General features: G+C 56.8%; 24 protein-coding genes and 4 tRNA genes. 15 read left to right on the plus strand and 13 right to left on the minus strand.

Annotated features, from left to right (window positions below; all coding sequences use genetic code 11):
* Positions 1-205: 205 nt before the first annotated feature.
* Positions 206-355 (plus strand): hypothetical protein, encoded by a 150-nt coding sequence (locus H4N61_RS06590; RefSeq protein WP_182395496.1) that lies wholly within the window; start codon positions 206-208, stop codon positions 353-355.
* Positions 356-682: 327 nt separating this feature from the next.
* On the opposite strand, the gene H4N61_RS06595 is transcribed toward H4N61_RS06590, so the two are convergent.
* The 3 genes from H4N61_RS06595 to H4N61_RS06605 form a co-directional block, all read right to left on the minus strand.
* Positions 683-1,447, minus strand: a complete 765-nt coding sequence (locus H4N61_RS06595; protein ID WP_182395497.1) for an SOS response-associated peptidase family protein — start codon at positions 1,445-1,447, stop codon at positions 683-685.
* Positions 1,448-1,765: 318 nt separating this feature from the next.
* Positions 1,766-1,842 (minus strand) — tRNA-Arg (locus H4N61_RS06600).
* 55 nt (positions 1,843-1,897) lie between these two features.
* The gene (locus H4N61_RS06605) at positions 1,898-2,938 is read right to left on the minus strand and encodes a LacI family DNA-binding transcriptional regulator (RefSeq protein WP_169194151.1); all 1,041 of its coding nucleotides are present in this window, start codon (positions 2,936-2,938) and stop codon (positions 1,898-1,900) included.
* Positions 2,939-3,161: 223 nt separating this feature from the next.
* Here H4N61_RS06605 and H4N61_RS06610 point away from each other — a divergent pair, with 223 nt between their 5' ends.
* The 8 genes from H4N61_RS06610 (at position 3,162) to H4N61_RS06645 (ending at position 11,943) form a co-directional block, all read left to right on the plus strand.
* Positions 3,162-4,403, plus strand: a complete 1,242-nt coding sequence (locus tag H4N61_RS06610) for an ABC transporter substrate-binding protein (protein WP_169194150.1) — start codon at positions 3,162-3,164, stop codon at positions 4,401-4,403.
* A 94-nt stretch (positions 4,404-4,497) separates the two neighbouring features.
* Positions 4,498-5,439, plus strand: a complete 942-nt coding sequence (locus H4N61_RS06615; protein ID WP_182395498.1) for a sugar ABC transporter permease — start codon at positions 4,498-4,500, stop codon at positions 5,437-5,439.
* Positions 5,436-6,359 carry a carbohydrate ABC transporter permease gene (locus H4N61_RS06620; protein WP_169194148.1) on the plus strand — a complete coding sequence of 308 codons (924 nt, stop codon included), beginning with the start codon at positions 5,436-5,438 and terminating at the stop codon, positions 6,357-6,359. The genes H4N61_RS06615 and H4N61_RS06620 overlap by 4 nt, the downstream gene beginning before the upstream one ends.
* A gap of 5 nt (positions 6,360-6,364) precedes the next feature.
* On the plus strand, positions 6,365-7,447 hold the full coding sequence (locus H4N61_RS06625) for an ABC transporter ATP-binding protein (protein ID WP_169194147.1): 1,083 nt from the start codon (positions 6,365-6,367) through the stop codon (positions 7,445-7,447).
* 145 nt (positions 7,448-7,592) lie between these two features.
* Entirely contained in the window at positions 7,593-8,342 is a 750-nt protein-coding gene (locus tag H4N61_RS06630) for a sugar phosphate isomerase/epimerase (RefSeq protein ID WP_169194146.1), read from the plus strand.
* Between the two features lie 5 nt (positions 8,343-8,347).
* Positions 8,348-9,490: a Gfo/Idh/MocA family oxidoreductase gene (locus H4N61_RS06635; RefSeq protein ID WP_182395500.1), complete on the plus strand. Its 1,143-nt coding sequence runs from the start codon at positions 8,348-8,350 to the stop codon at positions 9,488-9,490.
* Positions 9,491-9,644: 154 nt separating this feature from the next.
* On the plus strand, positions 9,645-10,700 hold the full coding sequence (locus H4N61_RS06640) for a sugar phosphate isomerase/epimerase (protein WP_169194144.1): 1,056 nt from the start codon (positions 9,645-9,647) through the stop codon (positions 10,698-10,700).
* A gap of 91 nt (positions 10,701-10,791) precedes the next feature.
* Positions 10,792-11,943 carry a Gfo/Idh/MocA family oxidoreductase gene (locus H4N61_RS06645; protein ID WP_169194143.1) on the plus strand — a complete coding sequence of 384 codons (1,152 nt, stop codon included), beginning with the start codon at positions 10,792-10,794 and terminating at the stop codon, positions 11,941-11,943.
* A 48-nt stretch (positions 11,944-11,991) separates the two neighbouring features.
* Here H4N61_RS06645 and H4N61_RS06650 read toward each other — a convergent pair whose 3' ends face one another.
* The 5 genes from H4N61_RS06650 to H4N61_RS06670 all read right to left on the minus strand — a co-directional run bounded on the left by H4N61_RS06650 (position 11,992) and on the right by H4N61_RS06670 (position 13,964).
* The gene (locus tag H4N61_RS06650) at positions 11,992-12,855 is read right to left on the minus strand and encodes a TraB/GumN family protein (protein ID WP_169194142.1); all 864 of its coding nucleotides are present in this window, start codon (positions 12,853-12,855) and stop codon (positions 11,992-11,994) included.
* A gap of 107 nt (positions 12,856-12,962) precedes the next feature.
* On the minus strand, positions 12,963-13,268 hold the full coding sequence (locus H4N61_RS06655) for an ETC complex I subunit (protein ID WP_169194141.1): 306 nt from the start codon (positions 13,266-13,268) through the stop codon (positions 12,963-12,965).
* A 26-nt stretch (positions 13,269-13,294) separates the two neighbouring features.
* Positions 13,295-13,371: transfer RNA gene (locus H4N61_RS06660), tRNA-Pro, on the minus strand.
* 334 nt (positions 13,372-13,705) lie between these two features.
* Positions 13,706-13,782: transfer RNA gene (locus H4N61_RS06665), tRNA-Pro, on the minus strand.
* Positions 13,783-13,887: 105 nt separating this feature from the next.
* A tRNA-Pro gene (locus H4N61_RS06670) sits at positions 13,888-13,964 on the minus strand.
* A gap of 104 nt (positions 13,965-14,068) precedes the next feature.
* On the opposite strand from H4N61_RS06670, the gene H4N61_RS06675 reads away from it, so the two are divergent.
* Positions 14,069-14,794 (plus strand): phosphatase PAP2 family protein, encoded by a 726-nt coding sequence (locus tag H4N61_RS06675; RefSeq protein WP_182395502.1) that lies wholly within the window; start codon positions 14,069-14,071, stop codon positions 14,792-14,794.
* On the opposite strand, the gene metC is transcribed toward H4N61_RS06675, so the two are convergent.
* Positions 14,782-15,969, minus strand: coding sequence for a cystathionine beta-lyase (gene metC, locus H4N61_RS06680; RefSeq protein ID WP_169194139.1), 1,188 nt, complete (start codon positions 15,967-15,969; stop codon positions 14,782-14,784). The two genes, H4N61_RS06675 and metC, sit on opposite strands and share 13 nt — an antisense overlap.
* A 218-nt stretch (positions 15,970-16,187) precedes the next feature.
* Between metC and H4N61_RS06685 the strand changes: the two genes are divergently transcribed.
* The 5 genes from H4N61_RS06685 (at position 16,188) to H4N61_RS06705 (ending at position 22,021) form a co-directional block, all read left to right on the plus strand.
* A complete protein-coding gene (locus H4N61_RS06685; RefSeq protein ID WP_169194138.1) occupies positions 16,188-17,204 on the plus strand; it encodes an amino acid ABC transporter substrate-binding protein in 1,017 nt (338 codons plus the stop codon).
* Between the two features lie 178 nt (positions 17,205-17,382).
* Positions 17,383-18,918 carry an ABC transporter permease subunit gene (locus H4N61_RS06690; protein ID WP_169194137.1) on the plus strand — a complete coding sequence of 512 codons (1,536 nt, stop codon included), beginning with the start codon at positions 17,383-17,385 and terminating at the stop codon, positions 18,916-18,918.
* Positions 18,919-18,955: 37 nt separating this feature from the next.
* Positions 18,956-20,065, plus strand: coding sequence for an amino acid ABC transporter permease (locus H4N61_RS06695; protein WP_248305886.1), 1,110 nt, complete (start codon positions 18,956-18,958; stop codon positions 20,063-20,065).
* A gap of 5 nt (positions 20,066-20,070) precedes the next feature.
* A complete protein-coding gene (locus tag H4N61_RS06700) occupies positions 20,071-20,874 on the plus strand; it encodes an amino acid ABC transporter ATP-binding protein (protein WP_169194135.1) in 804 nt (267 codons plus the stop codon).
* Between the two features lie 106 nt (positions 20,875-20,980).
* A complete protein-coding gene (locus H4N61_RS06705; RefSeq protein ID WP_182395504.1) occupies positions 20,981-22,021 on the plus strand; it encodes a transporter substrate-binding domain-containing protein in 1,041 nt (346 codons plus the stop codon).
* A 6-nt stretch (positions 22,022-22,027) separates the two neighbouring features.
* Here H4N61_RS06705 and H4N61_RS06710 read toward each other — a convergent pair whose 3' ends face one another.
* From H4N61_RS06710 to H4N61_RS06725, 4 genes are all read right to left on the minus strand, one after another.
* Positions 22,028-22,741: an alanyl-tRNA editing protein gene (locus H4N61_RS06710; protein WP_182395506.1), complete on the minus strand. Its 714-nt coding sequence runs from the start codon at positions 22,739-22,741 to the stop codon at positions 22,028-22,030.
* Between the two features lie 7 nt (positions 22,742-22,748).
* The gene (cls, locus tag H4N61_RS06715; protein ID WP_248306576.1) at positions 22,749-24,200 is read right to left on the minus strand and encodes a cardiolipin synthase; all 1,452 of its coding nucleotides are present in this window, start codon (positions 24,198-24,200) and stop codon (positions 22,749-22,751) included.
* 135 nt (positions 24,201-24,335) lie between these two features.
* On the minus strand, positions 24,336-25,376 hold the full coding sequence (locus H4N61_RS06720; RefSeq protein ID WP_169194132.1) for a cysteine synthase A: 1,041 nt from the start codon (positions 25,374-25,376) through the stop codon (positions 24,336-24,338).
* A 154-nt stretch (positions 25,377-25,530) separates the two neighbouring features.
* Positions 25,531-26,928: a deoxyribodipyrimidine photo-lyase gene (locus tag H4N61_RS06725; RefSeq protein WP_248305858.1), complete on the minus strand. Its 1,398-nt coding sequence runs from the start codon at positions 26,926-26,928 to the stop codon at positions 25,531-25,533.

Below are 26,928 nucleotides of genomic sequence, written 5' to 3' on the forward strand. Positions count from 1 at the left end.
CGGCCAATTGGGATTGGATGCCGTATCGCTGCGCTGGCAAGCTCCTGATCGCCTACCGCTTCCCATGTTGCGACTATCAGCTCCACGTTGGCGGCTTGCCAGTTCCGGGTATCCACAGCCCACTCCCTGAAACTGCGCGCTTGAAGCCGTGAATTGACGCGTTCTCTTTTTGTTCTCATAAATCGAGCGAAGCGGAGAATCGAAAATGAGCATAGCGATCAAGGTTGGCCCCTCTGTTCAAATCAGGCGGCTTTTTGAAACTGGCCTCGATGCAGACGACATCGTGAAGCTGACAGGATATGCGCCGGTTGTCGTGCGTGATGCGTTGGCAGTTAAGCGGCCACTGAAAAAATGAGCATGACGCCTAGCAGGCGGCAGCTTGAAGCCTATCGCCTACATCACGCTGCCGAGGAGGGTAGGGTCATCATCTACAGGTGCGGCTGCTGCAAGCGGGAAACCGCATTGCTGGCATCTGACATGTTGGAAATCTATGACCCAGAGATGATGGTATATTATCCGCCGTCGCGGTGCGGGTTCTGCAAAGCGTCGGGCCGCATGACCGTCAGGTTTCATATCCCGTCACGCTTTGATTACGGCACGCTGCGGCTCAGAAGGCCAGCCGGACGGCGCCAGCTTTGGAAATGGGAGATGTACGGTCCCGAAATGGTCCGATCTTCGTAGGTCACTGATCAGACTTCTTGCCCACGGCGACGATCTCAAGAGCGCCGTTGGGTAGGGGCCTTTGCAATCCGATAGCGATTTCTTTCGGAGCCGTAAGCCACATTTCGATTTCGTCTGGTTCAGTCAGAATAACCGGCATCGCTTTGGGATGGATCGCGCCCACGACATCATTTGGTGAGCTGGTGAGGAAGGCAAAGAGGTCCAAGCTTTTTTCAATGCCAGTCTTCGCCTTCCGAACGCCGGTCCATCCTTCAAGCCAAATCCCCGCAAAGAATGCCAGAGGCCTAGATTGGTCGAGGGCGAACCAAGTGTCGCCAAGCTTCTTGCCGTCCGCGTCCGTATGGCTGTCAAACTCGGAAAAGCTGGTGAACGGGACAACGCACCGGTTCTCGACGCCCATCCATCGGGACCAGTGACGGTTCCATTTGTCCTTTTCAGGATCGTAGATGTTGCGCACGTTTGTCGTGCCGGAGTCTGGCTCAAGGCGGAGCAATTCTGCGAAATCGACCACTTGACCTTTCGCTTCCAACTTCTCAGAGCGCTTCTTCGCGCTTTGCATTAACGCGAACTGGCTGGACGGCATGCCCCAGCGAGCCATGGCGAGTTCTCGGCCTTCGGCGGTATTGCGCACTATCGGCGCCGGATAGTCAGGGAAGATACCTGGTTGTGGCTCAAGGTTGCCCACGCTGGAATGCACGCGGGTTAAATCTCGCACCATTGCTGTGATCGCAGAACGATTGCTGGTGTGGCTATAGAGGTTGCACATCTGGGCGTTGCTTCCGTCGCTCGATTTCCTGCACTTGCCGATCAAACTCTTTCAGCATGGCACGGGCTGCATCATCATCGACAAGTTGCACCAGTGGCACCTGATCGATTGCCACTCCCAGTATTGCGGCGATGCTCGTTAACTTCGGATCGCTAGCCATGGAGGGAGCCTAGCGGAAAACTGCGCGCTTAGGCAAACGCTCTAAAGTGCCTGCAAAAAGGTGCGGGGCATGCGCGGAATCTGTAAGCGGAATCAATGGCCCGCAAATGTACCCGGTGCGGGGCTGGGTCTTTGAAATCGCTAATATAATTGAAAAACTGGCGACCCCTGCAGGATTCGAACCTGCGACCTACGGATTAGAAGTCCGTTGCTCTATCCAGCTGAGCTAAGGGGCCTAGCGGGCTTTGCTTTACAGCATTTTGCTGAAATTACCACACCCCACTTGCGCTCTCACGCGTCTGCCTGTGGGTGACTGGTGCTTTCCCGAACAATGAGCTCCGAGTTCAACACAATACGCAGCTGTCCGCGCTTGGTGTAGCCGTCTTCCAGCATGTCGATCAGCGTTTCTGCGGCCATCCGGCCCAGCGTTTGCCGTGGCTGTCTTATCGTCGTCAGGGCAGGGGTATAGTGCGCCGCCACGTCGAGATCGTCATAGCCGATAATGGAAATATCGCGCGGGCAGAGGATGCCGTGTCGACGCAAGCCGGACATGAACCCGATCGCCGATTCGTCATTGGCTGCGAACACGGCCGTCGGGCGCTCAGACAGCGAAGCAAAGCGTGATGCCGCGCCGAACCCGCTGTCCATTTCAAAATTGCCGCGCAGCAGCCACTCTGGCGACACTGGCAGATCTGCACGCTTCATCGCTGCCAGAAATCCCTTGAGCCGCTCCTTGGCGACAACATTGCTCTCAGGTCCGAGCAGGTGCCCAATCCGTTTGTGGCCAAGATCGATTAAATGCTGGGTGGCGCGGTCAGCAGACTGCGCATTGTCGGTGAGCACCGTGTGGAACCCTGCGTTCATGATCTCCTCGCAGGCGACCACAAGGGGAATTGCATGCGGTTCTGAGGTCAGAATTTGCAGAGTCCGCGCGTCGAGCGACCCATCCAACAGCAAAAGGCCGTCGGCGCGATTGGAAAGCAAATAGCTTTGCAATTGCATAGCACTCTCGGCGCCGATGTAGAGATTGGCAATTAAAACGCCGTATCCGCGGGCCGTGGCCTCGCGCTCAATTGCATCCAGAATAGACGAGAAGAAGCCGTTTCTGATATCCGGAAGTGCAACTAATATAGTCTTGGTAGTCCTTTGCCGCAGCGAGCGGGCCGCTAAATTGAGGGTGTAACCGGTTACATGGATCGCATCAGCAACTTTTGCACGCGTGGTCTCACTCACCCGATCTGGGTGAGATAAAGCGCGGCTCACAGTGGCAGTCGATACTTGCGCTGCTAGGGCAACATCTTGAATTGTAGGTGTTTTTCTATGCTCAGACACGTCTGGCAGCTCCCCTCTGTGCTGACAGCTTATGCAATCGATGTAAAACACTCTTGACAGCAGCGCAAGGCGTGTATGAAACTCCTGAAATCGATTGCAATGCCATTTTAGGGGGCACATGCAATCGATTACACACCGATGCGGCTCCTGTTCTGGGAAGAGGAGGGTTGCATCAGGTGCATCACTGGGGCGGTGGCGCCCCGTGTCTCGGGAGGACAATCTCATGAAGAAGTTCGCAGTGGTTGCCGCTATGGCAACCGCTTTCCTCGGCTCGACTGCTGCTTACGCTGTTGATCTTGAAGTCACCCACTGGTGGACTTCCGCTGGTGAAGCGGCAGCGGTCTCCGAATTCGCCAAGATTTTTGAAGCTGAAACCGGCAACAAGTGGGTCGATAGCGCCCTTGCTGGTTCGGGCACTGGCGCAAACCCAGTCATCATTTCCCGCATCATCGGTGGCAACCCAATGGGCGCGACCATGATGAACACCGGCCGTGACGCTGAAGAGCTGATCCAGGCTGGCCTGATGCGCGACCTGACCGACATCGTCGCCGACATGGACATCGAAAGCTTCTATGTCGATCCGACCCAGCTTGAGCCATGCAAGTACGAAGGCGGTCTCTACTGCCTGCCAGTCAACATCCACTCGTGGGATTGGCTCTGGCTCTCCACCAAGGCTTACGAAAAGATTGGTCAGCCAGTTCCAACCAACTGGGACGAATACGTAGCGTCCTGGCCTGCTCTGCAGGAAGCCGGCATTCTGCCATTCGGTCTCGCAACCGGCTGGCCGATCAACGGCGTACCAGGCGTTCTGATGGCTGGTATCGGTGGTGCTGATCTGGTTCTCAAGATCAACCGCGACAAGGACCCAGAAGCTGTGCGTTCGCCAGAGTTCCGCAAGGTTGCGGAAGCTATGGACTCGCTCCGTAAGGTCACTGCACCAGAAACCATGGTTCCGTCCTTCGGCGACGTTGGCAATCAGCTCCTCGCTGGTGAAGCTGCTGGTAACATCCACGGTGACTGGCTCGCTGGCGACCTGCAGATCGCAGGCGGCGTACCAGGCGTAGACTATGAATGCCTTCCAGGCCTCGGCCTTGGCACTCAGCTCACCGGCGGTGGCGACAGCTTCTACTTCCCTAAGCTCCCAGAAGGCACTTCTCAGGAAGTTCTTGATGCACAGGCAGATCTTGCTCGCCTGCTCATCTCTCCAGAAGCTCAGCTGAAGTTCAACATGGTCAAGGGCTCCATGCCGATCCGTACCGACATCGACCTGTCGGGCGCGAACGCTTGCATGAAGAAGGCCATCGACCTGCTCGGCAATGGCCTGCTGCCATCGGGTGACTTCTCGCTCTCGAGCGACACCCAGCAGCAGCTGCAGGATCTCGATCTCGAGTTCTTCGCCGATGAAAACATCACTGTTGATGACTACATCGAGCGCCGTGCCGAAATCGTCGCTCAGGCTGACTAATCCTGCCTGAGTTGAATGAGGACTAGTTCTCATTCCTGAAAGCGGTGGTCGATCTCCGGATTGGAGGTCGACCATCTTCTCAATGGAGAGAAAAATGGCGGACATAGCCGTTCAAACGGCGGAGGAGGGTCGCGACGTCGCTCGACCTGGTCTCCTGCGAAAAACCTTCCGGAAAAACCTGCCCGCCAAAATAGCGGCGCTGCCCATGATCGCGACAGTTCTCGTCGTCTTCGTCGGGTGCACGATCTGGACCATCTATTATTCTTTTACCAACTCGAAGCTCCTGCCGACTGGCAAGTTCGTTGGCTTCGACCAGTATGATCGCCTGTTTGCGACCAGCCGTTGGAACATCTCGGTCACCAATCTGATGACCTATGGCGCCATGAGCCTGGTGCTGACGCTGGTACTGGGTTTCCTCTTGGCAGTTTTGATGGACCAGAAGATCCGCTTTGAAAGCGCCTTCCGCACCATCATGCTCTATCCTTTCGCTTTGTCGTTCATCGTTACTGGCCTTGTTTGGCAGTGGATCATGAACCCCACTCTCGGCCTTCAGGGCGCGATGCGCGATCTGGGCTGGGCTAACTTTACCTTCGATTGGATTTCCAATCCGCGCATGGTGCTGTTTGCGTTGCTGATCGCCGGCCTATGGCAGGGCGTTGGCTTCTGCATGGTTCTCATGCTTGCCGGTCTGCGCGGCGTTGATGAAGAAATCTGGAAGGCCGCGCGCGTCGATGGCATTCCGACCTGGCGCACTTATATCTCGATCGTTTTGCCAATGATGCGTGGCGTTCTCGTCACCGCTGTGGTGCTGATCGGCTCCGGCATCGTGCGCCTTTACGATTTGGTCGTTGCGCTCACCAATGGCGGCCCCGGTATTTCGTCCGAAGTGCCAGCCAAATACGTCGTTAACTACATGTTCTCTGGCGGCAATATCGGCCAGGCGATGGCCGCAGCCACCATGATGCTGATTTCCGTCATGATCATCATGATCCCTTGGGCCTATCTGGAATTCGGCGGGAAGGGCAAACGCACATGAGTACCACTGCAACCATGACTGGCGCTGCGCCTGTTTCGTCGACCGAACCGCGCGGCCCCAAGCCAAAGCCCTTCTTCACCCCGAAGAAGATCATGCTCTACACGACGCTGGTTTTCTTCGCGCTTTACTTCCTGTTCCCGCTCTATGTGATGGTCTCGACCTCGTTCAAGACCATGCCGGAAATCCGCTTCGGGTCGATCTTCGCACTGCCCAATCAGATCAATTTTGATGCTTGGGTCAGTGCTTGGACCAGTGCTTGTACGGGTCTGACCTGTAATGGCCTGTCCCCGGGGTTCTGGAACTCGGTCAAGATCACCGTTCCCTCCACGATCGTCTCGATCTTCATCGCCGCGATTAACGGCTATGCTCTGGTCAACTGGCGCTTCAAGGGCTCGGAAATCTTCTTTTCGATCCTCATCTTCGGCTCGTTCATCCCCTATCAGGTGATGCTCTATCCGCTCGTGATGATCACCCGTGAACTGGGCATTTTCGGCAAGCTCGAAGCCGTCATTCTGATCCACACCATCTTCGGCATGCCGATACTGACGCTGCTGTTCCGCAACTACTTCGCGTCCTTGCCACAAGAGCTGTTCAAGGCTGCGCGTGTCGATGGGGCAGGGTTCTGGCGCATCTTCTTTGAAATCATGCTGCCAATGTCGCTGCCAATCTTCGTGGTTGCGCTCATCCTGCAGATCACCGGCATCTGGAACGACTTCCTCTTCGGCGCTGTCTTCGCAGGCACGCATAACCAGCCGATGACCGTTCAGCTGAACAATATCGTCAACTCCGCCCAGGGTACGCCTGAGTACAACGTCAACATGGCGGCTACCGTACTCACCGGCCTCGTGCCTTTGATCGTCTACTTTGTCTCCGGCAAGCTGTTTGTCCGCGGTGTCGCCGCTGGCGCCGTGAAGGGATAACGACCATGCAATCAAGCGTTTCCATTAAAGACCTGTCCCTCAACTTCGGCTCCGTCAAGGTTCTCGAAAACCTCAACCTCGACATCGCGCAGGGCGAGTTCATCGTTCTCCTGGGCCCATCGGGTTGTGGCAAGTCGACCTTGCTCAACTGCATCGCGGGCTTGCTCGAAGTTTCTGACGGCCAGATCTTCATCAACGGCAAGAACGTCACTTGGGAAGAGCCCAAGGATCGTGGCATCGGCATGGTGTTCCAGTCGTATGCGCTCTATCCGCAGATGTCCGTCGAGAAGAACCTCTCGTTTGGTCTTCGCGTTGCCGGCATGGCAAAGGAAGAGATCGACAAGCGCGTCAAGCGTGCTGCCGAAATCCTACAGATCGAGCCACTTCTCCACCGTAAGCCAGCGAACCTCTCCGGTGGTCAGCGCCAGCGCGTCGCCATTGGCCGTGCACTGGTACGTGACGTGGACGTCTTCCTCTTTGACGAACCACTCTCCAACCTTGACGCCAAGCTGCGCTCGGACCTGCGTGTTGAGATCAAGCGCCTTCACCAGCGCCTGAAGAACACCATGATTTACGTGACCCACGATCAGATCGAGGCGCTCACGCTCGCTGACCGCATTGCCATCATGAAGAATGGTGTCATTCAGCAGCTTGCTGATCCGCACACCATCTACAACAAGCCGGTCAATCTCTACGTCGCGGGTTTCGTCGGCTCGCCGTCGATGAACTTCCTCAACGGAACGCTGGATGGCGCCACTTTCACCGCTGAAGATGGCACCAAAATTCCGGTCGGCACGTATGATTTCGTCAAGCCCGTAACAGGCGCAACCAAGGCTGTTCTCGGCGTTCGCCCAGAACACATCTTCCTTGGCGACGCGGCGCAGGGTTCGCCCTTCACCACACAGGCGGAAATCGAAATCGTTGAGCCTATGGGTTCGGAAACTCTGGCCTGGACCAAGGTCGCTGGTATTTCGGTGACCTTCCGGTGCTCGAGCGACATCGATCTGAACGTCGGCGACAAGGTTACTCTTGGCTTTGATATCGCCCGCGGCTCGCTGTTCAACGCACAGACTGAGAACCGCCTCTAAGATTTAGCAACGGCGTCCTACGGGGCGCCGTTCTTTACCTCCAGTATTACTTTCGCGGTGGTCATTCTGCCCAATGAGACAGACGCAGCGGAACAGGCGACTTAGCCTCACCGTCACCGCATGAACCGTATGAATAGAGACCCTAATGACTCAATTGTCATTCCAGCTGTATAGCGCGCGCAACTATCCATCCTTGCCAGAATTTCTTTCCAAGCTTTCGTCACTTGGCTACACGCAGGTCGAAGGCTACGGCGGTCTCTATGAAGATCCTGCAAGCTTTGCTGCGCACCTCAAAAACAATGGCTTGTCCATGCCGACCGGCCACTTCGGCCTCGATCAGCTCAAGGATACGGCTACCGCGCTCAAGACCGCCGAAATCATCGGCGTAAAGCGCATCTACTGCCCGTTCATCATGCCGGACCAGCGCTCGGAAGATGAGAGCAAGTGGCTAGAATTGGCCGAAACGCTTGCCGAGCTCGGCGAAGTTTACACCAAGGCTGGCTACGGCTTTGGCTGGCACAACCACGATTTTGAATTCCATCCAACGACCTCCGGCCGTACCCCGATGGAGATCATCCTCGAAACCGCTCCGAACATCGAATGGGAATGCGACGTCGCCTGGGTGATCCGCGGCAAGACCGATCCTGTCGCTTGGTTCGATAAGTATGGCGACCGCATCACCGCCGTCCACGTCAAGGACATCGCTCCAGCGGGCGAAAAGACCGACGAAGATGGTTGGGCTGATGTTGGCACTGGCGTTGTCGGCTGGGAAGAGCTGATCAAGAAGGTCGAGGCTAAGACCAAGGCCCAGTATTTCGTTGCCGAACACGACAAGCCATCCGACCCGGTGCGCTTTGCCACCCAGTCGATCGCAAACGCTAAGAACTGGAAGTAATCGCCATGGCGAAGACATACGGCGTCGGCATCATGGGTGCCGGCAATATCTCGGCGGCCTATCTGCGCCTCGCGCCGCTATTCAAGGGCCTCGAAGTGCGCGCTGTCGCTGACATTCTCCCCGAAGCGGCCAAGCGCCGTGCGGATGAATTCGGCGTTGCGGCTCAGACACCTGACGAGCTGCTCAAGAATTCTGAGCTGGACGTAATCGTCAATCTGACCATTCCGTCGACCCATTTCTCAGTGTCCAAGGACATCATCTCCGCTGGCAAGCACGCCTATTCCGAAAAGCCATTTGTGTTGTCGGTTGAAGAAGGCCTTGCGCTCAAAAAGGCCGCCGACGAGCGTGGCCTCAAGGTTGGTTCGGCTCCCGACACTTTCCTCGGTGGCGCGCATCAGCAGGCCCGCGAAATCATCGACAGCGGCAAGCTTGGCAAGATCATGAGCGGCACCATGCACGTCATGAGCCGTGGCATGGAACACTGGCATCCAAATCCGGACTTCTTCTTCCAGCCCGGTGGCGGCCCGATCCTTGATCTTGGTCCATACTACATCACCGATCTCGTGCATCTGCTCGGCCCAGTGAAGCGCCTCTCGGCCTTCACCAACATGGCACGCACAGAACGTATCGTCTCGGCTGAAGGCCCATACAAGGGTTTCTCGATCAAGGTTGGCACCCCAACCACGATCCACGGCATCCTTGAGTTCCACAACGGCGCGATCGTCACCATTGGCGCGAGCTGGGATGTGGCCTCGCACGGCCACCACAACATCGAGCTTTACGGCACCGATGGCTCGATCTTTGTTCCCGATCCGAACTTCTTCGGCGGCGATCTGGTCACCACCGGCATCGAAGGCATTCGCACTGCGGTCGATCCATGGGCCCATCCGTTTGGCGTAGCCAATCAGGACCTCGACAAAGCCGAGCCTCGCGCCAACTACCGCTGCGCCGGTCTCGCGGACATGATGCAGTCAATCGAGACTTCTCAGACGCCACGCTGTGGTTTGGATTCAGCACTGCATGTTGTTGAAGTGATGACTGGGCTGCTCGAAGCCGGCGAGAGCGGAAAAGTTCTTACGCTCAGAACGACATGCGAACGTCCTCGTGCGCTCGGCATAGAAGAGGCGCGGGCGCTGCTAAGAGCTTGATTGACGTGCGTCATTGACAGTCTGTCTAGTGCAGACAAAACTGTGATCACAGCACTTGGGCGGCGAGCAATTGCCGCCCGAAAACTAAGCGGTATCCATTCCGCGGAGGAAAGGGTCTCCTGTCTATTAAGGCACGGAGCCAGAGGAGGACACTATGGCCACCACTATCAAAGGCCCCGCTATTTTCCTGGCGCAGTTCGCCGGCGACAAAGCCCCGTTCGATACACTCGACAATATCTGCAAATGGGCTGCAGACCTCGGCTACAAGGGTGTTCAGATCCCCACTTGGGTTTCGAGCCTGATCGACCTTGAAAAGGCCGCGACGTCCAAGACCTATGCTGATGAACTTAAAGGCAAGATCAACAGCTACGGCCTCGAAATAACCGAGCTATCGACCCATTTGCAGGGGCAGCTCGTTGCCGTTCACCCAGCCTATGACGCAGCCTTTGATGGTTTCGCGCCGGCCTCGGTGCATGGCAATCCAAAGGCCCGCCAAGAATGGGCTGTTCAAACCATGCTGAACGCCGCCAAGGCCTCACAGAACCTCGGTTTAAAGGCCCATGCGACCTTCTCCGGCGCGCTCGCTTGGCCCTATATCTATCCATGGCCCCAGCGCCCCGCGGGTCTCGTGGAAGAAGCCTTTGACGAATTGGCGCGCCGCTGGACGCCGATCCTCAATGCCTTCGACGATGCTGGCGTTGACGTCTGCTACGAAATTCACCCCGGCGAAGACCTGCACGATGGCGTCTCGTTCGAGATGTTCCTCGATCGCGTGAAGAACCACCCGCGCGCCAACATTCTCTACGATCCAAGCCACTTCGTTCTGCAGCAACTCGATTATCTCGACTACATCGACATCTACAAAGACCGCATCAAGGCCTTCCACGTGAAGGACGCTGAATTCAACCCAACCGGCCGTCAGGGCGTGTATGGCGGGTTCCAGTCTTGGGTTGATCGGGCAGGGCGCTTCCGGTCCATCGGTGATGGTCAGGTCGATTTCCCGGCGATCTTTGCCAAAATGGCCGCCAATGATTTCCAGGGCTGGGCCGTTCTCGAATGGGAATGCGCACTCAAGCATCCAGAGGATGGTGCACGGGAAGGCGCGGAACTGATCGAGAGCTACATCATTCGCGTCACTGAAAAGGCGTTCGATGACTTCGCCAGCGGCGGCTCCGATCAGGCGGCTAACCGCAAGATGCTCGGCCTCTAATCGTCCTATTTCAATCGTAAAAGCGCGCCCCAAACTCAGCGGACGCGCTAAAATGCTAGACATCTGAGCAGTTGCACTCTGGAGGAATTCAATGGCTGAAAATGGCGCAAAGCGCATTCGCCTCGGCATGGTTGGCGGCGGCACGGGGGCTTTCATTGGCTATGTGCACCGGATCGCCGCGCGCATTGATGGCGATTATGACCTTGTCGCGGGCGCACTCTCGTCGCGGCCCGAAGTTGCAAAAGAATCCGGCCGCAACATCGGCCTCGCCGAAGACCGCATCTACACCTCTTACGAGGAAATGGCTCGCGCCGAAGCCGCGCGTCCAGACGGCATCGAGGCTGTTGCCATCGTCACCCCGAACCATATGCACTTTGGCCCGACCAAGGCATTCCTTGAGGCTGGCATCCACGTCATCTGCGATAAGCCGATCACGTCCACTCTCGAAGACGCGCGCAAACTCTTGGACATCAAACCCAAGAACGGCGCGAAATTCCTCCTCACCCACAACTACACCGGCTACCCGCTGATCCGTCAGGCGCACCAGCTGGTGAAGTCCGGCGCTCTGGGCAAGATCCGTGTCGTGCAGGTTGAATATCCGCAGGATTGGCTCGCCGTCGAAGCCGATGAAGGCAATAAGCAAGCCTCTTGGCGCACCGACCCCAGCAAGTCCGGGGCAGGCGGCGCCATTGGCGACATTGGCACCCACGCCTATAACCTCGCGCGCTTCGTCACGGGGCTCAAGACCGAAGCCGTTGCGGCCGATCTCGATGCCTTCGTGCCCGGCCGTCAGCTCGATGACAACGTCCACATCATGCTGCGCTTCGAAGGCGGCGCGAAGGGCATGCTCTGGGCCAGTCAGGTTGCAGTTGGTCACGAAAACGGCCTGCAGCTGCGCGTCTACGGCGAGAAAGCCTCGATCGAGTGGCGTCAGGATAACCCGAACTACATGTGGTATTCTGAATTCGGCAAGCCAAAGCAGCTGCTGACCCGTGGCGGGGCAATCTCCTCGCCTGCTGCGTCTGGCATGAACGTCCGTATTCCGGGCGGTCACCCAGAAGGCTATCTCGAAGCCTTTGCGACCCTTTACAGCCAGTTCGCTGCGGTCATCCGTGGTGACGGTGCGGACTATGTCGACGTATTGCCCTCCCTCGCCGATGGCATCGAGGGTATGCAGTTCATCACCGCCTCGGTGAAATCGAGCCAGAACGACAGCCGCTGGACCAAGCTCAGCGACGTCTAATCACTCGCTCTCTCTTATAATGAAGGCCGGGATCGCTCCCGGCCTTTTTTATTGAATGCGCTCGCTGGTAAAGCCTTTGTCTTCTAGGAGCTTCACCACGCTCATCTCGCCTGCCAGATGCGCTGCGCCTACGACGAGAAGCGCCCCCTCATTGCGCTCCAGCATGTCCGCGATTTGATCGGTCCAATTCTTATTGCGATTGTCGATGAGCCGCTCGACCATGATGCTATCAAACGAGCCCATCTGGTCCATGAATAGAGCACCGAGTTCTTCCGGATTGCCATTCGCCCAGCTTCTCGTCAGATCTTCGACGTCGGCCGTAACAGTTTCGAGTGTGTCGAGGCTGGCTTGCAGCATCTCAATGCCTTCAGCCTCGGTTCCGCCAGCGAGGAACCCCATTTGCTCTTCCACTGTTTCGAGCATGCCGATGCGCTCTTCAGCCAATTCAGCAGAGAGCACGGTCTCAACGCCAAAATTGGCGGCGTATCCGGCATTGATCATGGGCATTGACGAAATTGTGGTCGCTGCCATCCACGGCTTCATCGCCAGAAGCGATGCCATTGGCACGTAATGGGCTTCGGCCGCTTCACGCAGCTGCGCCATTAGTTCGGGTGATATGATGTCGTTGAGCAGTCGCCCATCCGTATTAAACCCGTGCAGGATACTGAGCGACGCGGCCTCTGCCTGCCCAACTGGGGAAATATCGGTCTCGAAATAAACCCGCTCGGCCTTGCTGACCACTTTATTGAGCAGAGGGGTGCGCCACTCTTGGTCGGCCCTCAGCATATGCACCGAGCCGAACAGGTAGATCGCACTATCGTCGTCGCTCACCTTCCACAGGGCAGGGGCCGCTTGCGCGCCTGCACTCAGCCCGAGAGCGAGCGCTATTCCGGTGAGTGTACGGAAGATCATGTGCGTCGTGCTCCTGAGTTGGCGGATCATTCTAATGCAATGGCTGAAAACGCAAAACGCCGCAATGTCTTGCGGCGTTCACACAACTCAGCGTCAATTGCCTTGGATTAGTGTGTCCAAGGCGTCTTGCGATCATGACGGAAGTTATCCGGATAGCTGACGCGCTTTGGAATTTGGTCGTAAGCAGGCTGCACAGTGTAGGCGATACCATTGCGCTGCGCATAGGCCTCAGCTTCTTCGAGACTATCGAAGGAGAGGCGGATCTGCTGCGCCATATCGCTGGAACTTGTATAGCCCATAAGAGGTTCGATAGTGCGGGCAACACTTGGCTCGTGAACCAGAACCCAGTCATTCGACTTACCCTTGCCAGATTGCATGGCGTTACGAGCAGGTCGATAAATACGAGCCGTCATTTTGAACCTCATCCCTAAGGTGCAAGTGGTCGGAGTACAAAGATTCGAACTTTGGACCCCCGGTTCCCAAAACCGGTGCTCTACCAGACTGAGCTACACTCCGACGTTTGCAAGGCAGTGACTAAGCCATGCCGCAGGGAAGTGCAAGAGGCTCGTGTCAGGAGTTTTCGTTTATTGCGTGAAAAACTTTGGACAAGTTTTGGTCGGTTCGGATCAGCGCAATCCTTTGCCTCGTGATCGACGGCACGACAGCGCCACAAGACCAGAGCCTGCATGAATCAAAATGAGAACCGATTCCCCTAAGGCGCTGTTTTCATTTCAAGATTGAACCCGGCAGCAGGCTAGGAGGGGCGTGCACCACACAGCGACTTTGCGCGAGGAGATCCATACGACGCGAGGTCGTACGTTCTAAACTAGGAAGGATGTGGGGAAGAAAATGGTCGGAGTACAAAGATTCGAACTTTGGACCCCCGGTTCCCAAAACCGGTGCTCTACCAGACTGAGCTACACTCCGACGATGTATCGACAGGGAGGCTTTTTAAGGCTCTCTATGTCGCTGCTGCAATCTGCCTAAATAAGCATTCTTGCAGTCTGATCAGGCGCTTGCCTGAGGTGCAAATGGTCGGAGTACAAAGATTCGAACTTTGGACCCCCGGTTCCCAAAACCGGTGCTCTACCAGACTGAGCTACACTCCGACGTTGCAATGGTGTGACTAAGGTATGCCGCAGTTATGTGCAAGCCCCTCCAATCACTTAACTGCGACCTTGACGGGTTTTCCACTGTGTACGACAAATCCGACATGTATGACATTCAAAAGCCATGGCCTCTGGGCCTTCCCCGCACCTGGCCAGCTTTTGTAGCGGCCTTCCTCGTTGTTCTGGCGGTCTTGGCCAGTTTGGACGTCTACCTTTCCCGCACCAGCATCGGCTGGCCAGAGGAATGGCGTCGGCCATTTTTCCTCATCACCGACTACGGTTTGGCTGATTGGACGCTTTATCCGGGCCTGATCGGGATGATTCTGTTCGGACTGCTGCGATTCCCGTTGCAGGGGCTTTGGAAGAAAGCCTCCGGCGAAATGGCACTGTTCTTCGCCTTCATCTTTATCGGCACCGGTTTCCCCGGGCTGATGACGATGATCCTTAAACGCATTATCGGTCGTGTGCGCCCAGTAGAGTTTGAGCAGGTCGGGGCGTTTGCGTTCCAGCCGTTGCAAAACTGGGTGTATCAGAGCTTCCCGAGCGGGCACTCGACGACGGCCATTGCCATGGCCTTCACCTTCGGCTTTTTCTGGCCGCGCTCTTACATTCCGTTCCTGATCCTCGGAATTATCGTCTGCATTTCTCGCGTCCCAGTGGGCATGCATTACCCAACCGACATTTTCGCTGGCTTCGTTGTCGGCATGTTGGGGTGCTATGCCGTCCGCAACTTCTTTGGTGATCGCGGTTGGCTCTTTGAAAAGACTGCTGACGGCCGCTACGTGCGTAAGCCAATGACGGCCGTCAAATCCTTGTTTCAGCGCGCCTGAGTGTAACGCTCGAGCGCTGCTGCCAAATCAGCCTTGAGGTCTTCAACGCCCTCAAGGCCAATATGCACGCGGAAGAGATTGCCTTCTTCGGTCCACGGCTTAGCCGTGCGATTAGCGCCGAGCTTCACCGGTAGGCACAGGCTTTCATAGCCGCCCCACGAATATCCCATTGAGAACAGTTCGAGCCCGTCGACAAAGGCGGCAATGCTGGCGCGGGCAGCCGGCTTCAGTATGAAGCCGAACAAGCTCCCAGAGCCGTCAAAGTCACGCTTCCAGATTTCATGGTCCGGGTGGCTTGGCAGTGCAGGGTGAATTACCCGCAGAACCTCATCCTGACCTTCCAGCCAGCTGGCAATCTCAATTGCCCGCGCCTGGTGCTCTTTCATCCGGATCGCCAGCGTGCGCAAACCGCGTGCCACGAGATAGGCATCATCACCCGAGGTGAAATAGCCGTGCAGCCGGCGGATATCATCGACATCGCCCCAGGCCTCTTCAGTGGCTGAAATTGTCCCGGCCATAACATCCGAATGGCCGACGAACATTTTGGTCGCCGCATGCACCACTATGTCTGCGCCATGCTCAAGCGGACGGAAGAAGAGGGGGCTAGCCCAGCTGTTATCGACGATGAGCCGCGCGCCACCCGCATGCGCCGCTTTTGCCAGCGCTGGAATGTCCTGCACTTCAAACGTCAGCGAGCCGGGCGCTTCGGCCAGAACCGCGCGCGTGTTCGGCTGCATCAATTCAGAAAGTCCCGCACCGATTCGCGGGTCGTAATAGCGAACGCTCACCCCCATGCGGGTCAAATACCCGTCTGCGAAGGTTCGGCCGGGTTCATAACCACTGTCCGAGATCAAAACGTCGTCACCATTTTTTAGGCACGACATAAGCGCGATGGAGATCGCGGCGAGCCCCGATGGCACGAGGCGCGTGCGGTATGCGCCTTCGAGTTCGTTGATGGTGGTTTCCACCGATTGGGTGGTGGGATTGCCGTGCCGGCCGTAGGTGAACCTTTGCCCCTGAGTCTCAAGCTCTGCGAGGGTTTTGAACAAAACTGTCGAGCCCCGATATACGGGGGTATTCACAAAACCGAACTGATCATCCGGTTCCCGTCCACTATGAGTAAGGATGGTCTCGAATGACTGCTTGGGGCGCCCTGTACGGCTGGACTGAGACATTTTCGTACTCTGCTTAAAAACGGATCACTCTGCACACGTGTCTAATAAAGCGACAGAGAGGTTGACCCAAAGTGTCGTCGACCCTTGACGTTACGGTCAATAGCGGTTTGCATGCTTATCAGCATCAAAACCGATAAATAAAGCGGTGATGCACCTGTGACGTCGTCAGCAAGGCGATGTTGAAAAACAGGGTCAGGAAACAAAAGGCAAATAACGACATGCAAAAGACGCTTCTTTCGATCGCCGTTGCCGCTTCCTTGGGGCTGAGCGCAACTGCTGTAAACGCTGCAACTCTTGATGACGTCAAAGCAAAAGGCTTCGTCCAATGTGGTGTAACCGGTGGTGTGCCCGGTTTCTCCGCACCGGACGCGAACAACAACTGGGCTGGCCTGGAAGTTGACTTCTGTCGCGCTGTAGCTGCTGCCATCTTCGATGATGCAGACGCTGTGCGTTACACCCCACTGACTTCGCAGGAACGCTTCGCTGCGCTGTCCGCTGGTGAAATCGACATTCTGTCGCGTACCACCACTTGGACCATGAGCCGCGATACCGATTTGGGCATCAGCTTCATCGGTACCATGTACTATGACGGGCAGGGCTTCATGGTCCGCAAGGCAGACGGCATTGCCTCTGCAGCGGATCTGTCCGGTGCTGCCATCTGCATCGAATCCGGCACCACCACCGAACTCAATGCCGCTGACTATTTTGAAACCAACGGTCTCGACTATTCGCCAGTCGTGTTCACCGATCAGGACGAAGTTGTGAAGGCCTTCGAAGATGGCCGTTGCGACGTCTACACCACCGACGCTTCCGCGCTCGCTGCTGAACGTTCCAAGTTCTCCAATCCGGATGATTACGCCATCCTGCCAGAAATCATCTCCAAGGAGCCACTTGGCCCAGTTATTCGTCAGGGCGACGAACAGTGGCGTTCGATCACACGTTGGACCTATTTCGCGCTGCTCGAAGCTGAAGAGCAAGGCGTAACCCAGGCCAATGTTGACGAAATGCTCGGCTCCGATAATCCGGTGATCAAGCGTCTCCTGGGCGTTGAAGGCGACTTCGGCACTCCAATCGGTCTCACCGCTGATTGGGCATACCGCATCGTCAAGCACATCGGTAACTACGGCGAGTCCTATGATCGCCACGTCGGCCCAGCCACCCCAATTGGTCTGGAACGCGGCCTGAACGCCCTCTGGAAAGACGGCGGCCTGCAGTACGCAATGCCAATCCGCTAAAGAGTGAAACTGGTTCTGGCGCCCCACGCGGGCGCCAGTTCGTCTCAGCGCATATCTATTCCGTAGTGATCGTGCCTGAAGTTTTTCTTTGCTCTGAGCCCTTGGCTCAGGGGCCTCTCAGTGTACCTTGATCCTGCTGGATGTGGCTGCGTTTTCTCTATTCGGGGGACTCTGCCTCATGGCTGTCCATGACAATACTGCTGCGGCGCCGCCACGCACCGCATTCTATAATGACCCCGTCATCCGCGGCATCATATATCAGGTGCTCGTCGCGGCGGCGGTGGTCGCATTTCTAGGGTGGATCGTCACCAACACCGCGCAGAACCTCGCTGCGCAAAACAAATCAACGGGCTTTGGCTTTCTTTGGGAAACCGCTGGCTTCGGCATTAGCTTCACCCTCTTTCCCTTCGATCGTTCATCTTTTTACTGGCAGGCATTCTTCGTCGGCCTACTCAACACCTTGCTGGTCGCCGTCATTGGCATTGTGGTCGCCACAGTCCTCGGCTTCATCCTGGGCGTAGCGCGTCTGTCGTCCAACTGGCTGGTCGCGCGTGTTGCCACTGTCTACATTGAGATCGTACGTAACGTCCCGCTGCTGCTGCAGCTGTTCTTTTGGTACTTCGCGGTTCTCAAGGCGATGCCAGCGGTGCGCGAATCTTATCAGCTTCCGCTCAACATCTTCATCAATCAGCGCGGCATCATTGTCCCGCGGCCACTGCCTGACGCCGAAATCATCTGGGTTGTCATTTCAGCGATCGCTGCAATCATCGGCGCTATTGTTCTGGTCCGCACTGCGCAGCGCCAGCGCGCACTCACCGGCTACTATTCGCCGGCCATTGTGTGGGCAGGTCGCATTGCTAGCGCCATTCTGGCCTTTGGCCTTGCCTATCTGGGCACTGTCTTGGTCAGCACCTTCATCCCAGTTCTCGCCCGCTTTGGCACGTTGCCCCTGATTGTCGGGGTTGCAACAGCTGCGCTCACCTTCAGCGCATTTGCGTTTTACGGGCGCGTCTTCGTCACATTCCTCCTCAGCTGGGCCGTGGCTGTCTTCCTTCTGGGCGGCATGTTAGCACTGCCCGAAGTCGCCGTCATCGGCCTGGCACTGGTCCTCGCCCTAGGCGTCGTCTGGTCTGTGCTGGTTTCAGATCGTCGTCCGCAGGGCGCTGAGGCCAAGCTTCCTTGGGCACTGCCTATTCTGGTGATGGTTGGCGTTCCAGCCTTCGTCTATTGGGTGACCGGCGCAAACCTTGGTTTTGAAGTTCCGGTTCTGGAACGCTTCAACTTCAAGGGTGGTTTGCAGCTCGTGCCCGAAATGGTGGCACTGGCCGTAGGTCTGGCCCTGTATACGGCGGCCTTCATCGGCGAAAACGTCCGTGGCGGTATTCGTGCCGTCAATAAGGGGCAAACAGAAGCCGCTGCCTCGCTTGGCTTAAAGGAAGGGGACCGCTTGCGTCTCGTGGTGATCCCACAGGCAATGCGCGTCATTATTCCCCCGCTGACGAGCCAATATCTCAACCTCACCAAAAACTCATCTCTGGGCGCAGCCATTGGCTATCCGGAATTGGTGAACGTCTTCATGGGCACGACGCTCAATCAGACAGGCAAGGCCATTGAGGTGATCGCCATCACCATGCTGGTCTATCTCACCCTGTCGCTCACCACGTCGGCCTTCATGAACTGGTACAATGCGCGCGTCGCATTGGTCGAACGGTAGGAGCGCGCTTATGTCAGTCTCATTCGTTCGTCAGGAAATGATCGCACCAACCACACCGCCTTCGCGCAGTGATGGCGTGATTGCCTGGGTTCGTCGCAATCTTCTCTCGACCCCGAGCGATGCTCTCCTCACCCTCATCGGCATCATCTTCCTTCTCTGGGCCATTCCCCCGATCTACAACTTCGTCATGCCCACCTTCTTGGGTGGCCATGCGGTAGCGCCGGGCGGAACAGTCGAAGATTGCCGCGTTCTAGGGGCGGGGGCCTGCTGGGCCTTTATCTCCGCGCGCATCACCTTCTTCATCTATGGCTTCTACCCCATGGAAGAATATTGGCGCCCTAACATCGTCTTTGGTCTGGGCGCGCTGCTGATCATCCCACTGTTGATCCCACGCGTTCCGTTCAAGATCATCAATGCGGTGCTGTTCTTCGTCGTCTACCCAGTCATCTGCTTCTACCTGCTCAATGGTGGCGTCTTCGGCATGCGTCCGGTGCCAACCGAGCAGTGGGGTGGTTTGCTGGTCACGCTGATCATCTCGATGGTGGGCATCATTTGCTCCATCCCATTGGGCATTCTGCTTGCCCTCGGCCGCCAGTCCAAAATGCCGATCATCAAGACGCTCTGCGTCATGTTTATCGAGCTGTGGCGGGCGGTTCCGTTGATCACCGTGCTCTTCATGGCGTCGATCATGCTGCCGCTGTTCATGCCTCAGGGCACGTCGGTCGATAAGCTGTTGCGGGCTCTAGTAGGCGTTACGCTCTTTGCTTCAGCCTATCTGGCCGAAGTGATCCGTGGCGGTCTACAAGCGCTCCCGCGTGGGCAATATGAGGCCGCGTCTTCCCTTGGGCTGAGCTATTGGAAGTCGATGGGCTTTATCATCCTGCCTCAGGCGCTCAAGCACGTGATCCCGGGCATTGTGAACACCTTCATTGCCCTCTTTAAGGACACGTCCCTCGTCTCGATTGTTGGCATTTTCGACCTGCTCAATGCCTCGCAGGCCGCCAGTGCCGACATCAACTGGTCTTCGCCCACACAAGCCATCACCGGTTATTTGTTCGCCGGTTTCATTTTCTGGGCTTTCTGTTTCGCCATGTCGCGCTATTCCATCTACATGGAACGGCGTCTGGACACTGGGCACAAGAGGTAACGCGAATGAGCGATCTATCCGCAAACGGCGTCAACGAGCGCGCCATCAAAGCCAGCCAAATGACGGTGTCTGAAACCGACGTCGCCGTCGATGTTATCGGCATGCACAAATGGTATGGCGATTTCCACGTTCTGCGCGACATTGACCTCAAGGTCATGCGTGGCGAACGCATCGTTATTGCTGGACCATCTGGGTCGGGCAAATCGACCCTGATCCGCTGTATCAACCGTCTGGAAGAGCATCAGCAGGGTCAGATCATCGTCAACGGCACAGAGCTAACCGCCGATCTCAAGCGAATCGACGAAGTGCGCCGCGAGGTGGGCATGGTGTTCCAGCACTTTAATCTGTTTCCCCACCTGACGATTTTGCAAAATCTCACCCTCGCGCCCATCTGGGTGCGTGGTATTCCCAAGGCGGAAGCAGAAGCTTCGGCCATGCATTACCTTGAGCGCGTGAAAATCCCGGAACAGGCGCACAAATTCCCCGGCCAGCTCTCGGGCGGCCAGCAGCAGCGTGTGGCCATCGCCCGCTCGCTCTGCATGCAGCCCAAGATCATGCTTTTTGATGAGCCCACCTCGGCGCTTGACCCTGAAATGGTCAAAGAAGTGCTCGAAGTGATGATCAGCCTCGCCGAGGAAGGCATGACCATGTTGTGCGTGACCCACGAAATGGGCTTTGCCCGCCAAGTGGCAAACCGCGTCATTTTCATGGACCAAGGTCAGATCATTGAACAAAATGATCCAGAGAACTTCTTCTCCAATCCGCAGCATGAACGGACCAAGCTCTTCTTGAGCCAAATCCTGCATTAAGCGGACACGAAGAATTACATGCAGAATAGTGGGGGCAGGCCATCACTTGGCTTGACCCCTTTTTCGTCCCTGACAATATGGGGGCGGAAAACGAGAGCATCGTCCTTTGAGAAAATTCTGCAAGCCATTGGTGGCGCTCGCCGCAACCTTGGTATCCATGATCGCCTCGCCAGCCAGTGCGCAGACGCCGGCCGAAACGCGCTCGACGCTTGAAATCGTGCGTGAACGTGGCTTTCTCATTTGTGGCGTCGCTAACCCCCTTGCTGGCTTTGCCTTCCAGACCACCGATGGTGTCTGGCATGGGTTTGACGTTGACCTCTGCCGCGCCTTGTCAGCGGCGATCTTTGGCAATCCCGATCTAATCGATTTCCGTCGCTACAATGGCGAAGCACGCTTTGCGCCGCTCCAGACGGGGGCGGTGGACGTGCTCATGCGCAATGGCGCTTTTGATGCGGGTCGCGATATTCGCCACGGCGCGCGCTACGTGGCGCCGAGCTTTTATGATGGTCAGGGTTTCCTCGCCCCGTCTTCGCTCGGCGTTGTTTCGGCCTATGAGCTCGACGATGTTTCCATCTGCGTGGTCGACGACGAAGGGGTAAAAGCGCTCGACGAGTTCTTTTTCTCCAACCAGACCAATTTCACTGAAATTCTTTATGAGGACGTGGCCGACCTCAGCATTGCCTATCGCGCTGGCTATTGTCAGGTCGTGTCCGCGTCCGGTCGCGTGCTGCAAGCCATTCGCCGCGATCTTGCCGAACCCGCGCAACACCGCATCCTGCCGGAGCGTATCTCCAAGGAAGCGCTCGGCCCGGTCATTCGTCAGGGCGATGATCAGTGGTTCAATATTGTGCGCTGGACCATCTACGTCCTGCTCTCGGCCGAAGAGATTGGCGTCACCAGCCTCAACATCGACTCGCTTTCTGCTGCCCGCACCCCCGCTGTCCGCCGCCTTCTGGGGCTTGAGCAGGACTATGGCGCGGCCTTGGGCCTGCGCAAATCGTTCATGACCGATGCCATCCGCGCTGTTGGCAATTACGCAGAGCTCTATGACCGTCACTTCGGTCCGCAGACGGGTGCGGCGATGCTGCGCGGTCAGAACGCACTATGGACCAACGGGGGCCTCCATTATCCCCCGCCAATCCGCTAGCTTCATTTAAGCAAAAAGCAGGCTTACACGCCTGTTTTGTTTGCCTTTTTTCTCGATTTTCCCAAGCGTGAGCTTGCCGATTTCGCCGGTGCGCGCCACGTGCGTACCGCCACACGGCTGCAAATCCACGTCGCCGATGCGGACCAGTCGCACGCGGCCCTGACCCATGGGCGGCTTGACCTTCATGGTCTTGATGAGGTCGGCCTGAGCCAACATCTCTTCGTCGGTAATCCATTCGGTTGAAACAGGGTGATCCGCCTCAACCAAACCGTTGAGCGCCGCTTCAACCGCCGCCAGATCCTCTGGTGGCGTTTCCATATCGAAGTCCAGCCGCCCCTTGTCCGTGCCGATCGATCCGCCGGTAACAGGGTAGGGCAGCACCACGGACAGAAGGTGCAGCGCCGTATGCATCCGCATCAGCGCATAGCGCTTGTCCCAATCAAGGTTCAGCGTCACGGTGTCACCAACCGAAGGCACGTCAGCCCCTTCTGCGAGGCGATGCACTATCGCTGTCTTGTCTCCCGCAGGATGCTCTGCCGTCACGACCTCGGCAACGCGCCCGTCCGCATAAGTGATGGTACGACTGTCGCCCGGTTGCCCGCCCGAGGTGGCGTAGAAGATGGTTTGGTCCAACACCACGCCGCCGTCTTCTGTGATCTCAGTCACCTGCGCTGGCGTGGTCTTGAGATAGGCATCGTCGCGGAACAAAAATCTCGTCATCAAGAACTCACAATACGGGCGAGAAAAGCTTGGCAGCCTGAGTGGCTACGTAAAATAGCCAGTTGCGGCTGCGCACTTCCGACAGCTCGACCTTCCGGCACAGTTCAAAATCTTCAAGCAGCATGGCTTCAATATTGTTGATCGTCGCTGGGTCCGTGAACCACAGCGTGATCTCGAAATTGATCGCGAAAGAACGGTTGTCGAAATTCACACTACCGACTGTCGCGATCTCATCGTCCATCAGCACCACTTTTTGATGCAGGAACCCATCGGTGTAGCGATAGACATTGACGTTGTGCGTCACCATCAAATCGGCATGGGCAATGGACGCCAGCCAGACGATTTTGTGGTCAGGTTTGTTCGGGAGCATGATGCGCACATCAACGCCCCTCAACTGCGCGGCATAAAGTGCGGTGCGAATGTCGGTGTCCGGCACAAAATAGGGGCTGACGATCCAAAGCCGCTTGCGTGCCCGCCCGATAATGTCGGTGAACGCTATAGCGCATTCTTCCAACTTATCGGCCGGACCAGACCCCATAACCAGCACCGACTCTTCGCCATAGCTGGTGAGTTCTGCTGGCGGCCGGGCAGGTAGTAACTCGCCCGTCGCCCAGTGCCAATCTTCGCGGAACAACAGCGCACATCCAAGTGCCGCGGGGCCGGAAACCCGCACATGCGTATCGCGCCAATTGCCGAATTTCGGGTCCTCGCCGAGATATTCGACGCCCACATTATGCCCGCCGACCCAAGCGTGCTTACCATCGGCCACAACAATCTTGCGGTGGTTGCGATAGTTGATCCGCATCGGACCGTAAAACCGCATGAACTTATGGCGCTGGTTAAACCCGGCGACTTTGACGCCTGCTTCCCGCATCTCGCGCCGATATCGCTTCGGCATGCCCGTCGAGCCGATATCGTCGTAGAGGAGATAGACATGGACACCTTGCTTGGCCTTGGCAATCAAGCGCTCTGCCAGCTGCTGGCCCAGCTTGTCGTCACGCACAATGTAGAATTGCACGAGCAGATACTCTTGGGCCGCTTCGATCCCAGCAAAAATGGAGTCAAAAGTCGCCTTGCCATTAATCAGCAGCTCGACCTCATTGCCTTTGAGGAAGGGCAGTTCCGACACCGCCACCTGCACCGGCCATTTGGCATCGGTCTCGCGATCGATAAGCGCCAGATCTTTGGCGCGCAGCGGGCGGTCGGCACGACCGTTTTTAACGCGGTCGGTCGCATAGTCGTCAAACAACTTCCACCCGAAGATCAGGTAGAGAAAGGCCGTTGGAAAGGGCAGCAGCGCTAGCGACAAAAGCCAGGCAATCGAACCCTGCGATGTTCGTGAGTTGAGGATTTCGCGAACCGCACAAATCCCTGCGAGGAGGTAGAGCGCTCCGGTGATGAGCGCGATAATATGGAACTCAGCTATTATCGTGCGCAGAATATCGTCTATGCCGATCACGTCCGCCTCGAATGTTTGGGCGGCCAGACTACCAAGCAGCGGGGTCTTTGCAAGGCTGAAAGCTAAGGGCCGCGCTTGGCGCAGCCCTTGAAAGTGCCAATGCGACGCCCACCGAGGCGCCCATAAAGGCCAGCGTTATGCCACTATAACGCCACTGACGTCGGTGGCCTCACGATCTTCAAGCCAAGGTGGTACTGGTAGGCCCTTAGCCCGCAAGAAACTGGGGTTATACAGCTTGGTAGCATAGCGATTTCCATAGTCGCAGAGCACCGTAACAATGGTCTTGCCCGGACCCAAATCGCGCGCCATACGCACCGCACCAGCAATGTTGATAGCGCTCGAACCGCCGAGGCAAAGCCCCTCATGCTGAAGCAAATCAAAGACATAGGGCAGGGCTTCAGAGTCAGGGATCTGATAGGCTAGGTCCACTTTGAGCTCTTCCAGGTTCGCCGTAATACGTCCCTGACCGATGCCCTCGGTCACCGAGTCGCCCGCGGACTTCAGCTCGCCATGGGTGTAATAATTATAGAGCGCTGCCCCTTCCGGGTCAGCAAGACCGATCTTAACGTCGGAATTGCGTGCCTTTAGCGCTTCCGACACGCCAGCCAGCGTACCACCCGAGCCAACAGCACAGATGAAGCCATCAATGCGCCCATTGGTCTGGTTCCAGATTTCTGGACCTGTGGTTTCGATGTGCGCGCGCTTGTTTGCGGTGTTGTCGAACTGGTTCGCCCAGATCGCCCCATTGGGCAGCTCTGCATTGAGCTTTTCCGCTAAGCGCCCGGAAATCTTGATGTAATTGTTCGGGTCTCGATACGGCTTGGCCGGAACCTCGATCACTTCCGCACCAAATAGGCGCAGCGCGTCTTTCTTTTCCTGGCTTTGAGTTTCCGGGATCACGATCACCGTTTTAAAGCCGAGAGAATTGGCCACAAGCGTCAGCCCTATGCCCGTGTTGCCAGCCGTGCCCTCAACAATCGTGCCGCCCGCCTTGAGCTTCCCCGATTTCACCGCATCGTGGATGATGAACAGCGCTGCACGGTCTTTAACCGATTGGCCCGGATTGAGAAATTCAGCTTTGCCCCAAATGTCACAGCCTGTGAGCGTCGAGACGCGGTTGAGACGAATAAGCGGCGTGTTGCCAATCGCGGCGATGAGATCTAGGTGCTTTGACATGGTCTGCGTGCTGGTGGCTCTTGCCTAAATGTGTAGGGGCGCGCTAACGCGCTCGCAAGCACTAAGGCTTGGAAGCGATAAGGGTTTCCATTCAACGCGGCCACGAAGAATGCAAATCTGCGCCAGCGCAAAGCACTAGAATAGATTTTTGCATTTATAGAGATTTGGATATCTCAAGAGCCCGCTGTCGGCTGGTTTTTAAGTCAACAATCGGATTTGGATAAGTTTTACCAAGGCTTACGCCAGCTTTCTGCAGCGCATAACTTGGCGCAGTCCACGGCGCGTGGATGAACTCATCGGGCAGTTGCGCAATTTCCGGCACCCACTGGCGCACATAGTTCCCGAGGGGGTCGAAGCGCTCACCCTGGGTTACCGGATTGAAAACTCGGAAGTAAGGCGAGGCATCTAGCCCACAACCTGCCACCCACTGCCAGTTTCCGGGGTTGCTCGCCCCATCAGCATCAAATAGGCAATCCCAGAACCAGTCTTCGCCTGTCCGCCAATCGATGAGCAGATTTTTGGTCAGCAGCGAGGCTGTCAGCATGCGCACGCGGTTTTCCATAAACCCTGTCTGCCACAGCTGGCGCATACCAGCGTCGACGATAGGAATGCCGGTTTGCCCTGTCTGCCAAGCCTTTAGAGCTCCCTTATCCCCGCGCCACGGAATGCCATCATATTTGGCACGCATTGCAGCTTTGGAAATGTCGGGACGATGATAGAGCTGATGGTAATTGAAATCGCGCCAGGCGAGTTCGGAAAGGAATTTATCGACTTCGACGGCTTTGTCAGGATCCGCATCGCCCACCATCTTGGCGGCATACCAAACTTGGCGCGGGCTGATTTCGCCAAATCGCAAATAGGGCGATAGCCGCGACGTGCTTTGCTTGGCTGGAATATCGCGCTCTTCAGAATAATGGCTCAGCTGCGCGTCTAAGAACGCGCCGGCGAGGTCTCGCGCTGCCTCTTCGCCAACCTGCCAATTTGCGATGACGCTGGGTGCCCAATGCGGCATGTCGAAAGTCAGTGGTTCATAAGATATCGCATTCCCGCCTTCTGGTGCAGGCAAAGGCTGTGGAATGTGCATATTTTTCAATGACTTCCAGAACGGCGTATACACCGCATAGGGATTGCCTTGCCCGGTTTTAACGTCCCAAGGCTCAATCAGAACATTGCCCATCTTGGAGTGCACAGCGACGCCATCAGCGCTCAGTACCCGTTTGATCTCAGCGTCCAATTCGCGCTCCGCTGGCGCATAGCGGCGGTTCCAATAGACCGCGTCGGCTTGATAATCGTCGACCGCGTGGCGCAAGACGCTCTGGGCGTCGCCGCGGCGCACGATGAGCTCGACCCCAACCGCCGCCAATCGTGCTTGCAGGACGGATAGGCTTTGCTCGCGCCAAACTCTCGCCGCGCCTCCAATGGGGCGCAGACCTGCATCGGTCTCGTCAATGAAAAGGGCGATAACGTCTTGATTGTGCTGACAGGCGGCGTGGAGTGCCGGATTGTCAGAAAGGCGGAGGTCGTTCCTCAGCCATACGATGCTCTTGGGCAA

The sequence above is a fragment of the Devosia sp. MC521 genome, from assembly GCF_014127105.1.
GTDB lineage: Bacteria > Pseudomonadota > Alphaproteobacteria > Rhizobiales > Devosiaceae > Devosia.